Here is a 14,130-nt window from a genome sequence, read left to right as displayed (position 1 = left end):
TAACTTTTAAGAATTGATCGCTCATGTGTGGCATTTGCGGTTATATGAACATGTCACGTGTTCAAAAAGAAAACGATCCGGCAATCATTCAACGAATGACGCGGACACTTACTCATCGTGGACCCGATGATATGGCGGTGCTGAACGAGCACCCTGTAACGTTCGGTTTTACCCGGTTAAGCATTATCGATCTATCGGGCGGCAGACAACCGCTTACCAATGAAGATGATTCGCTGGTGCTTATTTGCAATGGGGAGATCTTTAATTATATAGAGCTCCGCGAAGAACTGGTAAAAAAGGGTCATCAGTTTAAGACCCGCACCGATGTTGAAGTGCTCCTTCATTTGTATGAAGAATATGGAACAATGTTCCTGAACAAGCTGAACGGACAATTTGCATTTGTTATTTACGATAAGAAAAAGCAATTGCTCTTCTGCGCCCGTGATCACTTCGGCATCATTCCATTCTTCTATACTGTTGCAAACGGAACTTTCATTTTTGGCTCAGAGATCAAAGCCATCCTGGAACATCCGGCTGTAAAAAAAGAATTGGACCTTACCGGACTCGACCAGGTATTCACTTTTCCGGGACTGGTTAGTCCAAGAACGATGTTCAAAGACATTAAAAGCCTGGAGAATGGTCATTACCTGATAGTAGAAGCTTCGGGAAAAATTACCAATACTGAGTATTGGGACCTTATTTATACAGAGGCGGAAAACTATCACGATGGCAGGCCCGATGAATGGTATATAGACCAATTGAACGACCTCATCGATCAATCGATTAGGTTAAGGTTGAGATCCGATGTACCGGTAGGATGTTATTTAAGTGGCGGGCTCGATTCATCACTGATCGCTGCCAAGCTGAAACAACTTACGCCCGACATTAAGCGTAACACTTTTTCGATCGACTTCAGTGATCCCGGTGCATCAGAATCTGCATATCAGCGCACAATGGCGGGTCATATTCAATCAACACATTTTGAAAAATTATTTGTTGAAGAAGATGTTATTGAATTGCTTCCCAAAGCGATCTATCATTGCGAATGCCCGCTTAAAGAATCCTATAATACGGCATCGCTGGCCTTATCGAAGCTGGTTCGGGATAACAATATTAAAGTGATACTGACAGGTGAAGGTGCCGATGAATTGTTTGCCGGCTATGTAGGATATAAATTCGATCATCTGCGTAAACTGATGAATGGTAATGCCGCGCCTGTAACAAAGGAGGAACGTGCCGTTCGCGCACAACTTTGGGGCGATGAGCATTTCTTTTATGAAAAGAATTACAGTGAGTTCACCGGCCAAAAGAAATTGGTTTACTCGGCTGATATCAACGAGCGTTATGCAGATATCGATTGTTTGAACCATTTTGTGATCGACAGGGAAAAGATCCGCCGCCGCGATGTGCTTCACCAGCGGTCTTATGTTGATTATAAATTGAGAATGGTCGATCATCTTGTATCTGATCATGGCGACAGAATGGCGATGGGTAATTCGGTTGAAGCACGTTATCCTTTTCTCGATAAAAATATTGCTGAGTTTGCAGCCAAAATACCGGCACGCCTTAAACTAAATGACCTTACCGAAAAATATATTCTGCGCCGTATCGCCGCTGATCTATTACCCGAAAAGATCCTTAAAAGGGAAAAGTTCGGTTTTATAGCTCCGCCAAGTACACAATTGCTGAAAAAGAATAAAGCTTATGTCAACGACATGCTTTCGCATTCGCTAATAAGCCGGCAGAATTATTTTAATGCGAATGCGGTAGAAAAGCTGAAAAAGGATTACATGGAAGAAGGGTTCAAACTTAATATTCCATTTGATAGCGATCTCCTTATAACAGTACTAACCTTTAATATATTCCTCGAACAATTTGGATTGGATAGATAGGCCAAAGCCATTCAACCTGCGTTGTTCTTACTCATCAGTCTATTTCACATTCCAACGACTTATACTCATGACAAATGAAATTTTCCAGGAGCAACTGGACATTGCATTGAATTTGCATAGCGATAAAACTGCCATTGAATGCGGCTCATCGCAGGTAAGCTACAGGCAATTGCTGCAGAATGCACAAGCTATTTCAGCGGTGCTTACCAAACAGTTTGAAACACAAAAGGGCAGGTTTGCCGGTGTCCTAAGCACAAACCGAAAAGATATTATTTATGCCATCACCGGTATCAGCAGGGCAGGGGGCGTATTTGTACCATTGGATGCGACCCTGCCTCAGGAGCGTATTCTGCAAATGATCGATAGCATTGGCTTATCTATCATTCTTACGTCACGGGACGAATTGCAACGCGCAGGACTTGAACAGAAATTAACCGGGGCTGTGACGATACTTTTCATTGAAGACATTATAAAGGATACGCCGGTTGATAGCCCTGTTGTAAAAACATTACCTACTGATGCCCTTTATATTTATTTCACTTCGGGCTCTACAGGAAGACCCAAAGTAATTGTAGGAAAAAATAAAAGCCTGCTTCATTTTGTAAAATGGGAAATCGAAGCTTTTCAAATAAAGGCCAATAGCCGGTTCAGCCAGTTGATAACGCCGGGTTTCGATGCGTTTTTACGCGATGTGTTCGTGCCGTTGTTTTCGGGCGGAACGATCTGCATTCCTGAGAATCCTAAAGCGATCTTCAATGAAAAGGCATTGACAAATTGGGCACATCATGAACGTATTGAATATATTCATTGTGTTCCCAGTGTATTTCGCCTGTTGAACAATGCAGAAATTGATGCCGGTTTATTCCCGGAATTGAAATACGTATTTCTATCCGGGGAAAAAATTATCCCGGCCGAACTGACAAACTGGTATAAACAATTTGGCGATCGCACCAGGCTTATAAATTTTTATGGTACTACAGAAACCACGCTTATCTCTGCTTTCTATTGCATTCAACCCGCCGATGCCTTGCGTGAAAACATACCGGTAGGTAAACCTATGGCCGATGCTGAACTTAGAATACTTGACAATGACTTACAAACTGTAGGGCCGCTTCAGACAGGTGAATTGTATATCGGCACGTCCTATTCCTCTCTTGGTTATTACAACGATAGGGCATTGAATGAGAAAAAATTTATACCTGATACCGGACATGCGGAGCCTGATTTTGTTCTTTTTAAAACTGGCGACAAAGCAAGGATGCTGGAAAGCGGTGATATTGAATTGCTGGGCCGTATTGACCGGCAGATCAAACTGCGGGGAATGCGGGTTGAACCGGAAGAAATAGAACAGATCCTTATCAAACATCAGCTGGTAAAAGATGCTGTTGTGGATGTTGTTGAAATAAACGGTCAACAGGTATTAAGCGCCTTCCTTGTGCTTGCCGGTACAGAAGAAGGGCTGCAGACAAAAGAAGAGATCGATTGGCATCTCCGCGCATTTCTTCCTGATTACATGGTTCCTGCCCAGCTTATTATAATTAAAGAATTGCCAAGAAAAGTAAATGGCAAGATCGATTATCATGAACTAAAGCAATATGTGCCGGACAACTCAGGCGGAAAAACGGCGCCCGTTACTGAAGATGAAAAACAATTGTTCAATCTTTGGTCAGGTATTATCCGTACAGATAAGTTTGGTATAAAAGATACATTTTTTGAAGTAGGAGGTAATTCATTCCATTTAATAAACCTGGTTGCCAAAGTACATAGCACATTCAAGGTACGGTTATCGATACAGGAAATTTTTCTTCATAATACCGTCGAAAAACTGGCAACCTTTATAGCAGGAAAAACCAAAAAGAACGAAACAGTTATACCGGTAGCGCCTTTGCAGGAAACATATCCGCTCAGCTCCGGTCAATTTCAGATCTATCAGCAGCAGCAACTGCAGCCACACAGCACTACTTACAACCTGCCACAGTTTTTTATTCTGAAAGGGGCCCTTGATGCGGATAAATTAAAAGAAGCTTTTCAGCAACTTTCAGAGATCCACCCGGCGCTAAGGACTGGCTTCAGATTCGAAAACGATGAGCCGGTGCAATTTATTCTCGATAAAGTGAATATCGATGTAGTGTACAAGGATACGCCTGCATGGACGGCGGAAGAGGAGCTTCAATACCTTCAGCGTTTTGTAAAACCTTTCGATCTCTCAAAAGCACCATTACTGCGGGCCGAGATCCTGAAAAAAGATAAAGATCATCACCTGTTATTGATTGATGTACATCATATAGTTGCCGATGGTGTATCACAAAAAATACTGAACAGAGATCTTCTCCGGTTATACGGTGGAAAGAAGATACAACCAACCGAACTGCAGTACAAGGACTTTGCAGTATGGCAAAATAAGGAGCGTGCCAACGGTGGATTTGAAAAGCAACAGCAATACTGGCTCAAACGCCTGGCTTCACCACCACCTTTGATACCACTGCCTACAGATTATTCTTTGTATGATGCGTCCTGCGCCGAAGGGGCTGTCTTTGATTTTACGCTCAGCGAAAAACAAAGCGACGAAATAAAAAAGCTGGTAAAGGAAAAGCAGGTGACATTATTTTCATTCTTCCTCTCAGTATATTATATCCTCTTATCGAAGTTATCCGGACAAAAAGATCTTGTTATTGGAACGGCTGCCAGTGGGCGCCGCTTGCAATCGTTAGAGCATATTGCAGGCATGTTCATCAACATACTGGCCCTGCGCGAATATGTGGATCCTGATACTTCATTTAACCAATTCATGAAACAGGTGCAGGGACAAAGCATGGAAGCGCTCGAAAACCAGGACCTGCCTTTTGAAGAAGTTGTAAGACAGCTAAAACTTCCGCGCTCAAGGAATAACCCGCTATTCAATGTTATGCTGGTGTATCAGAATATGGATATAGCTCAGGAAGAGCATTCCGGGTTTACCGCAGATGCATATCCTTTTGTACAGCAGACTTCGAAATTTGATATTACCCTTTTTGTAAGAGAGATCAATAACACGATCTGTTTTAAAGCAGAATATTCTACACAACTTTTTTATGAACAGCAGGTGGCCCGCTTCATGAAATATTTTTCAGAGATCATTACTTCTTTACTCGAAGATCCTTCTGTGAAGATCAGGGATATACTGCTGTCACACGATCTTGAAGAAGCGATTGGTGGTAATGAACAAATTGAATTTAATTTTTAAGCAATCAGATCTTAAAACGATTTACATGCGAAGGCTTGAACAATTAGACATACTTACTGTCGCCAGCAACCAGGTAGATAAAGAATACTGGATGGAAGAATTATCGGGTGTGTCGGCAGAACGATATTTAGAGCGGGACGTAAAAAGAGTGCATCGTTCGGTGCAAAATGAATTATTCTACTTTCATGCTTTTAATCGGTCATTGTCGAAGAAAATATTACAACTGTGCAATGAGTCGGATTATTCACTGCATACCTTACTGGTGTCGGTTGTAGGTATCCTGCTACATAAATATTCGGGCAGTGAAGATGTGCTTGTTGCTACACCGATCTATAAACAGCATAAAAGCCCTGATGCAAAACTGATCAATACATTGCTGGCGATCCGTACCTCTGTTAGCCCGGAAGATTCTTTTAAAAATGTGCTTACGCAGGCAAGGGATAAGATCAAAAAAGCAGTTCGTCATCAGAACTATCCGTATGAAATATTAGATAAGGAATTAAGGAACGCAAGAGATGAAGACCAGGTGCCGCTTCTTTCAATAGCAGTAGTGCTTGATACCATTCAGAACCAGCAGTACCTCCGTGATATAAAATTTGATATAACATTTATTTTTTCGAACCACGAAGGAAAAATTTCCTGTAAGGTCCTTTATGATTCGGCTTTATACAGTGCAGCTTCAATAGAAAGATACCTGCAACAATATAATGTTCTCCTTGAGCAGTTGATTGATCAGCCTGCTGCACCGTTGTCTTCCATCAGCCTGCTGACGCCGGAAGAGAATTATTTAATTCGCACCAAATTCAACGATACTGCAAGGAAGTATGACAATGCTGATGTACCGGTTTCGCTGTTAATTGAGGAGCAGGTTAAACAGCATGCCGACAAAATTGCAATTCATTATAATAATGGACAGCTATCCTTTGCTGAATGGAACAGGCGGGCAAATCGCCTTGCTTTTTTTCTTCGTTCCCGCGGAGCCGGTCGCAATGCGATCATTCCAATTATTGCCGAACGTTCACCTGAAATGATGGTGGGCATTCTGGCCATTATCAAAGCCGGTGCTGCCTACCTTCCTATTGATCCTTCGTTACCCGCCGACCGAATTCAATTCATGCTTGCCGATAGCAAGGCAAAATTGGTATTGAAACAATCTCAATTCGAATTGGCTGCAAACGAAGATCAATTTGAAATTTTTGAGCTGGAAGATCAGCGATGTTATACGGGAGATGGTAGTGATCTTTCCTGCATCAATCAACCAGGCGATCTTGCTTATGTGATCTATACATCGGGTTCTACAGGCACACCGAAAGGAGTGATGATAGAACATGCTTCGTTGGTAAACCGGTTGAATTGGATGCAGCGCCGGTATCCGCTGATGGGTACAGACCTCATTCTTCATAAAACACCGTTCACATTTGATGTATCGGTATGGGAACTTTTCTGGTGGGCGTTAACAGGCACATCAGTTTACCTGCTGAAACCAGGTGCAGAAAAATATTGCGACCAGTTGGTTGAAGTAATTGAAAACAGGCAGGTAACAGTGCTTCATTTTGTGCCTTCGATGTTTGCTGTTTTTCTTGATTATGTTGAAGAAACCAATAGCGCGCCGAAGTTGCGATCGTTACGGCAGGTGTTTACCAGTGGCGAAGCTTTAACATCTGCTTCGGTGGAGCAATTCAATAAATTGTTGCCCTGGTGCGAGCTGTCGAATTTATATGGCCCAACCGAAGCAACTATTGATGTGTCTTATTATGATTGCCCCAAGAATAACGTACCCGATTCAATCCCCATCGGTAAACCGATTGATAATACAGGTTTGTTTATAACAGATAAATATTTACAATTACAGCCAATAGGGGTAGCGGGCGAATTATGTATCAGTGGCACCGGGTTAGCACGTGGGTATTTGAATCGTGAAGAGCTGACCAGTGAGAAATTCGTGAATGTAAATTGGCAGAATGGGCTGGTATATCGTACTGGCGACCTTGCCAGGTGGCTACCCGATGGTAACATTGAATACCTGGGCCGCATGGATCACCAGGTAAAGATCAGGGGCTACCGCATTGAGCTGGGAGAAATTGAACATTGCTTATTGCAACAGCAACTGATAAAGGAAGCATTGGTAGTAGCGAAACAACGGGGTGAAAATGAATCTTATTTGTGCGCATACATAGTGGTGCATCAACCTTTGGCTGAAGAAGCGATCAAATCAGCATTGGCTAAAATACTGCCGGCATATATGATACCGCACTATATTATCACCCTCGATAAAATGCCACTCTCTTCCAATGGTAAGGTAAACCGGAAAGTGCTGCCTGAACCTACGAGGTTTCACATGCTTAACGGAAATACGGTTACAGACATTTCACCCCAAAAGCAAAAACTGGTTGCTATATGGAAAGAGGTTTTGAAGACAGAGCAGCTCAGTATGGAAGATAATTTCTTTAGTGTTGGCGGCGATTCAATCCTCGCGATCCGTTTAATAAGTAAGGTAAATAAAACGTTTTCCGTTTCTGTGTCCCTGGCTGCTTTCTATGATGCACAAACATTTGGCGAGCTGGCTGAACTATTGATGCAGGAGATGCAAAAGGGTACAGAAAAAGCAGACCCTGTTATTGAACAGGAGATCAGCGATTTTGCCAGCGCTTATTTGTCGTCGCTGCCTGATGCCCAAAAGCAGCGGGTGGAAGATGTATATCCCATGAGCAGTATTGAAAAAGGGATGTGTTATCATCATTTGCTCGACAATGAAAGCAGTATTTATTTTGAACAGAACACGCTTGATTTCCGGTATCATGAAATTGATACAAACCGGATGTGCCGGGCAATTCAATTGCTGGTCAACAAGCACCCCATCTTGCGCACGGGGTATGATCTCGATCGCCTGGCGCATATTGTTTACAAAGAAATACCCCTGCCTGTTTCTATTGTAGATGTGTCTGACAAAGAACGCAGTGAACAGCGGGAATTTATTCAGCATTTTCTTAACGAAAGCCGTTATAAGCCATTTGATGTTAACGATCCGCCATTGTGGCGAGTGACGCTGTTTTTTATCAGCGAGGCACATATGGTCATTTGCATGGAATCGCACCATGCTATTCTGGATGGGTGGAGCTGGGCTTCCATGGTTACGGAAATGAACAATATCTACTTCCAGCTGAAGAAGGAGCCTGATTTTGTGCCACAAAGATTACAGAGCGGTTTCAGAGAGTTTATTGCTGATGAATTACGTACGATCAGGGATAATGCAGTCATTAAGTTCTGGAAGAATGAACTGGAAGGATACAGGCGGTTGCAATTACCCAAATCGCAGGGGCCGTTTACCTATTGCAGGGAACAAAAGAAGTATGAAAAACAGTATTTAAAAGATCTGAAAGCAACATGCGACCGGCATGGCATTCAGTTAAAGGAATTATTTTTTGCGGCTTATGTGTATGCATTGAAAATGCTTACGTATGAAAATGATATACTGGTGGGTTTGGTTTCTTTCAACCGCCCCATTACTGAAGATGGTGAAAAAATGCTGGGCTGCTACCTGAACACAGTTCCTGTTCGTATAAAGATCCCGCCCCATATTACCTGGAAAGATTATCTCTTGTTGGTTGCTGAGAAACTCGCGGCTATCCGCCAGCACGATCAGCTTCCGCTGATGGAGATCATTCGGCATGCAGGTGAATCTTCCAATGGCGGTAATTTGCTGTTCGATGCACATTTTAATTTCATCAATTTCCATGTGTGGGATGAATTATCATCCGATGATTCATTGCAAAGCGATGCGAAGCCTTTTCGTTTCGAAAATTACCTCCGCGGCAATATTCTGCTCGATTTTAATGTCGATACAACCGGTGACAGCCTTACCATAGGATCGGAATGCTTTACAGAATTTATAAGCGAATATGACTTTAAACGGTTCTTCCATTATTACGAAGTGATCCTTCAGTCGATGGCCAATGGAGCCGACTCGCTGATCAATCATGACGTATTGCTGGGTGAAGAGGCCCAACGTGTACATAAAGTATTTAATGCTACAGGGAAAATATATGAGGAGGCCGCAAAACCATTGAACCGGTTCATTGAGGAACAAATGAGGAACAAACCCGATTCAGTTGCTATGGTTTACGGTAACGAAAGCCTTACATATGATGAGCTGAATACAAAGGCCGGCCGGTTGGCTGCCGTATTGCAATCTGCAGGAGCAGAACGCAACAAGGTCGTAGCAATACTGGCCGAGCGTTCACCGGAATTTATTATTGCTGTTTTAGCCATTTTAAGATCAGGTGCGGCTTTTCTTCCTATAGATCCATCTTACCCCGCTGAAAGGATCCAATATATATTAAAGGACAGTGGCGCGCAATGCTTATTGTGTCAGAAAAAATATGTGCTGCCGTCCATTACCTCATTACTGCCTGTTCTGGATATTAAGGATACACTGGCATCTGCCGCTGATGTTATGAATGAGGCGGTTGTAAATGAGGAAACCGATCTGGCCTATATCATTTATACTTCCGGATCTACGGGTAATCCCAAGGGAGTAATGATACAACATCGCAGCCTGATGAACTACCTGCTGACCAGTATTAAGGATTACAGCGGGCCGCATGCCAGCAGCAGCTATCTTCATTTATCAGTGGCATTCGATGCCTCGCTCACAGCGTTATTTGTACCGCTGATGATGGGCAAGTTAACTGTAATAAGCAGTAACAAGGCCGCTGAAGCGTTTGAAGATGAAAACTTTTTCCGGTATGCGCCTTATGACTTTATTAAACTTACCCCTGCACATTTCTCACTATTAGAAGAAGCCCTGAGCAGAAGAAGTGAGGTGAAAAAAGTTACAGACAAATATGTAGTAGGTGGTGAAGCGCTTTTGCTGAACCATATCCGGTTCCTGATCGATAAAAAAGAAGAGGTGGAGATCTTTAATGAATACGGACCTACCGAAGCTACTGTAGGCTGCTGTACATACCGGTTTACGCCAACAGGCGAGATACTGTCTTCCAACGGCATCATTATCGGTAAACCCATGACTAACGTGAAGCTGTATGTACTCGATAAACGGCTTCAGCAATTGCCGGTGGGAGTTATGGGCGAATTGTTTATCGGCGGCGTACAGCTGGCACAGCGTTATTTGAACCAGGAAGAATTAAACAAAGAAAAATTTATTGATAATCCGTTTAATACGGCGCCTGATAAATTATACCGTACCGGCGATCTTGCCTGTTGGCGCGAAGATGGCAACCTGCAATATGCCGGCCGTACAGATGATCAGGTAAAAATAAATGGGTATCGTGTTGAAATAGGTGAAGTTGAATCTGTGCTGAACGACAGTAAGCTGGTTGTTGAATCTGTAGTTACAGTACGGAAAGATGAAACAGGCAACAAGCGCCTTATTGGATACATCGTTTCCGAAACAGCCACTGTAGATGAGGTTCGTTTATACCTGCAGCAAAAGCTGCCGGAATATATGGTGCCTTCCTTATGGGTAAAATTAGACCGCCTTCCGCTTACACAACATGGTAAGGTTGACAGGGCATCATTGCCCGATCCATTGACAGGTGATGTGGTAAGTAAGGAATATGTTGAGCCCGCTACCGTTACAGAACAGGAGTTGGCAGCTATCTGGAAAGAAGTATTAAAGGTAAACAGGGTAGGAGTAACGGATAATTTCTTTGACCTGGGCGGGCATTCATTACTCGCAATAAGGATCGTGTCTGCCATTCGCAGGAAAATGGAAACTGAATTAGTGATCAGGGACCTGTTTGTTCATCCTTCCGTTCGTCAACTGGCTTCCTTTATTGAAAGCAGAAATAGCAGGGCAGTACTTCCAGCAATTCAGGCAACAAGCACAAGCAGTAATATTCCTTTATCGTTTGGTCAGGAAAGATTATGGTTCATTGACCAGTTGGAAGGAAGCCTGCAATATCATATACCTATGGTAGCCCGGTTAAAAGGTGAAATAAACAAGCCGGCACTGAACAGGTCAATACAAACGATCATAAACCGGCATCAGGTGCTGCGTACGGTGATCAGGCAAAAGGATGGTTATGCCTACCAGCATATTCTGGAAAAGGATGCCTGGCAACTGGATATTATAGATACAGTAAATGAACATAAAGACGACACTGAATGGCAGCAGTTCATTCAATCACTTGTTGATGCTCCTTTTGATCTTTCGGCTGATCATACGTTGAGAGCACACCTGATCGCAGTAGACCGAGATGATCATATTCTAGTGCTTAACATGCATCATATATCATCAGATGATCTATCGATAGCTGTGCTGATGAAAGAGCTAAAAGAGTGTTACAGTGCCTTTCTTGAAGATCGTGAGCCTGTATTAGCACCACTGCCTGTTCAATATAAAGACTATGCCGCCTGGCAAAGAAAATACATCGACGGTGAAGTGCTCCAAAATAAAGTGGCCTATTGGAAACAGCAATTGGAAGGGGTTGAACCCCTGATGATGCCCACTGATCATCCAAGACCATCGGTTCAAACTACCAGAGGCGCTTCGTTGAAATTTAAAATTGATGAAAAGCTGGGCGAACAATTGAATGCATTGAGCAGGAAACAGGGTTGTACGCTGTTCATGACCTTGCTTTCAGCATACAAAACATTACTGCATCGCTATACCGGGCAGGAAGATATTTGTGTAGGAAGCGCTATCACGGGAAGAACGTATCAGGAACTGGAAGGGTTGATAGGTTTTTTTGTAAATACACTGGCTTTGCGCAGTAACATAAGTGACAATCCTTCTTTCATAAACTTACTGCAGCAGATAAAAGAAACCACATTAAACGCCTACGAACACCAGGATGTTCCGTTCGAAGCAGTGGTAGAAGCTGTAGTAAAAGAGCGAGACCTTAGCAGGCCGCCCTTGTTCCAGGTAATGTTTATTGTACGAAATAATAAGGACACCGAAGATGATCCACACTTTTTAAAAGGGCTCACTATAGGACAGCAGCATTTTGCGCATAGCTTTTCCAAATTCGATACCACCTTCCTGATCGTTGAAAATCCAGATGGGCTGGAAGGACGGGTAGAATATTGTACCGATCTGTTTGATGGATCAACGATCGAAGCGATGATAAAACATTATCTGCAACTGCTGCGATCCATTGTTGAAAACCCTGACGAAAAAATTGGTTTATTGGAGATCATTGGCCAGAACGAGAAGCAGGTGCTGCTGAATTATAATAATACAGCAGCTGAGTATCCCCGTCAAAAAACAGTTATAGACCTATTCAATGAACAGGTTGCTTCTTCACCAACAGCTACCGCGTTTATTACTGAAACAACACATATAACCTACAAAGAGCTCGATGAATGGAGCAACCAGTTTTGCCGTTATCTGCAAAGCTTTGGTGTTAAAAAGGGAGATTTTATTCCGCTTTGTATACAAAGAAGTGCAGAAATGATGATAGCCTTATGGGGCATCATCAAATCCGGTGCTGCTTATGTACCTGTTGATCCCGGCTTTCCTGCCGACAGGATTGAATATATTTTGAAAGATACTGCTGCACGGGTAGTTGTTTGTAATAGCCAGTTCCGTTCACGTATTGCTTTGCCGGATTCTTGTAGGATTATTGAAATAGATAAAGAAGAAGATACAATTATACAATATGATTTTCAACCGGTTCAGGTTGTTGCCGACCCGGCGCAGGTTGCTTATGTGATCTATACATCTGGTTCTACAGGAACACCAAAGGGAGTGATGATAGAACATGGTTCGCTTGTGAATCGCCTGAACTGGATGCAACGTTACTATCCTTTGTCGGGCAACGATCTGATCCTTCACAAAACACCGTTCACATTCGATGTGTCGGTATGGGAGTTGTTCTGGTGGGCAATAACCGGTACATCGGTATGCTTGCTGGAACCTGGTGCGGAAAAATATTGCGACCGGCTGATTGAAGTAATTGAAGAAAATCAGGTGACGGTACTTCATTTTGTACCCTCTATGTTTGTAGCTTTCCTTGATCATGCAGAGGAAACAGATAATGCAGGAAAGCTGCAATCCTTAAGACAGGTATTTACAAGTGGTGAAGCTTTATCATCGGCTTCGGTAAAGCAATTCAATAAACTGCTGCCCTGGTGCAAATTATCGAACTTATATGGTCCTACAGAAGCAACGATCGATGTATCGTACTACGATTGTCCAAAAACAAATGTGCCTGATGTAATCCCAATAGGCAAGCCGATCGATAATACAGGATTATTCATTATAAATAAACATTTACAGTTACAACCGCAGGGAGTACCAGGTGAATTATGCATCAGCGGGATCAATCTTGCCCGGGGGTATTTGAACCGCGAAGAGTTGACCCGGGAGAAGTTTGTGAAAGTAGGCTGGCAGCAGGGATTGATGTACCGTACGGGAGACCTTGCCCGGTTGTTGCCGGATGGAAATATAGAATACCTGGGCCGGTTAGACGATCAGGTTAAGATCCGCGGCTATCGTATTGAGCTTGGGGAAATTGAAAATGTGATACAAAACAGCGGTCTTGTAAAGCAATGTGCAGTTGTTACAAAACCCGATTCTACCGGTAACCTGAGTATTATCGCCTATGCTGTAATGACAGGGTCCGCAAGCCGGAACGAGCTATTATCCTGGATCAAAGAAAAATTGCCCGAGTATATGGTGCCATCCGTGATGATGGTGGTGGATCAGATACCTGTTACCAAAAACGGGAAGATGGATAAAAAATCATTGCCCGATCCTGTTACCAGCGATGTATTGTTAAATGCGTATGAACCACCGCGTAATGAAACCGAACAGGTGTTGGCAGCTATCTGGCAGAATATGCTGGAAATTGACAAACTCGGCGTATTTGATAATTTCTTTGAATCAGGAGGCCATTCCCTGATGATACCTGTGTTGATCTCATCGATACGCAGGCAATTGAAAGTAAATCTGGTAGTAAAGGATCTATTTACCTGCCCCACTATTGATAAACTCGCGGCGCTTATTAAAGAAAGAGTACGATAAGGTTAAACGAACAAATTTTTCATCAT

General features: G+C 43.0%; 3 protein-coding genes. All 3 read left to right on the top strand.

Annotated elements, in window-relative coordinates:
- Positions 1-23: 23 nt before the first annotated feature.
- A complete protein-coding gene (gene asnB / locus GGD38_RS09250) occupies positions 24-1,892 on the top strand; it encodes an asparagine synthase (glutamine-hydrolyzing) (protein WP_375298284.1) in 1,869 nt (622 codons plus the stop codon).
- A gap of 67 nt (positions 1,893-1,959) precedes the next feature.
- A complete protein-coding gene (locus tag GGD38_RS09245) occupies positions 1,960-5,115 on the top strand; it encodes an amino acid adenylation domain-containing protein (protein ID WP_375298285.1) in 3,156 nt (1,051 codons plus the stop codon).
- A 25-nt stretch (positions 5,116-5,140) separates the two neighbouring features.
- Complete coding sequence (locus tag GGD38_RS09240) at positions 5,141-14,104, top strand: amino acid adenylation domain-containing protein (protein ID WP_375298286.1); 8,964 nt, start codon at positions 5,141-5,143, stop codon at positions 14,102-14,104.
- The last annotated feature ends 26 nt before the right edge of the window (positions 14,105-14,130 follow it).

Origin of the sequence: Niastella sp. OAS944, from assembly GCA_024809215.1 — a bacterium.
Taxonomy (GTDB): domain Bacteria; phylum Bacteroidota; class Bacteroidia; order Chitinophagales; family Chitinophagaceae; genus Niastella.
This window is presented reverse-complemented; position numbering and strand designations above follow the sequence as displayed.

Bases quoted from the DNA above. Each gene is read 5' to 3' on its own strand.
- asnB (WP_375298284.1), top strand. From the start codon at position 24: ATGTGTGGCATTTGCGGTTATATGAACATGTCACGTGTTCAAAAAGAA.
- GGD38_RS09245 (WP_375298285.1), top strand. From the start codon at position 1,960: ATGACAAATGAAATTTTCCAGGAGCAACTGGACATTGCATTGAATTTG.
- GGD38_RS09240 (WP_375298286.1), top strand. From the start codon at position 5,141: ATGCGAAGGCTTGAACAATTAGACATACTTACTGTCGCCAGCAACCAG.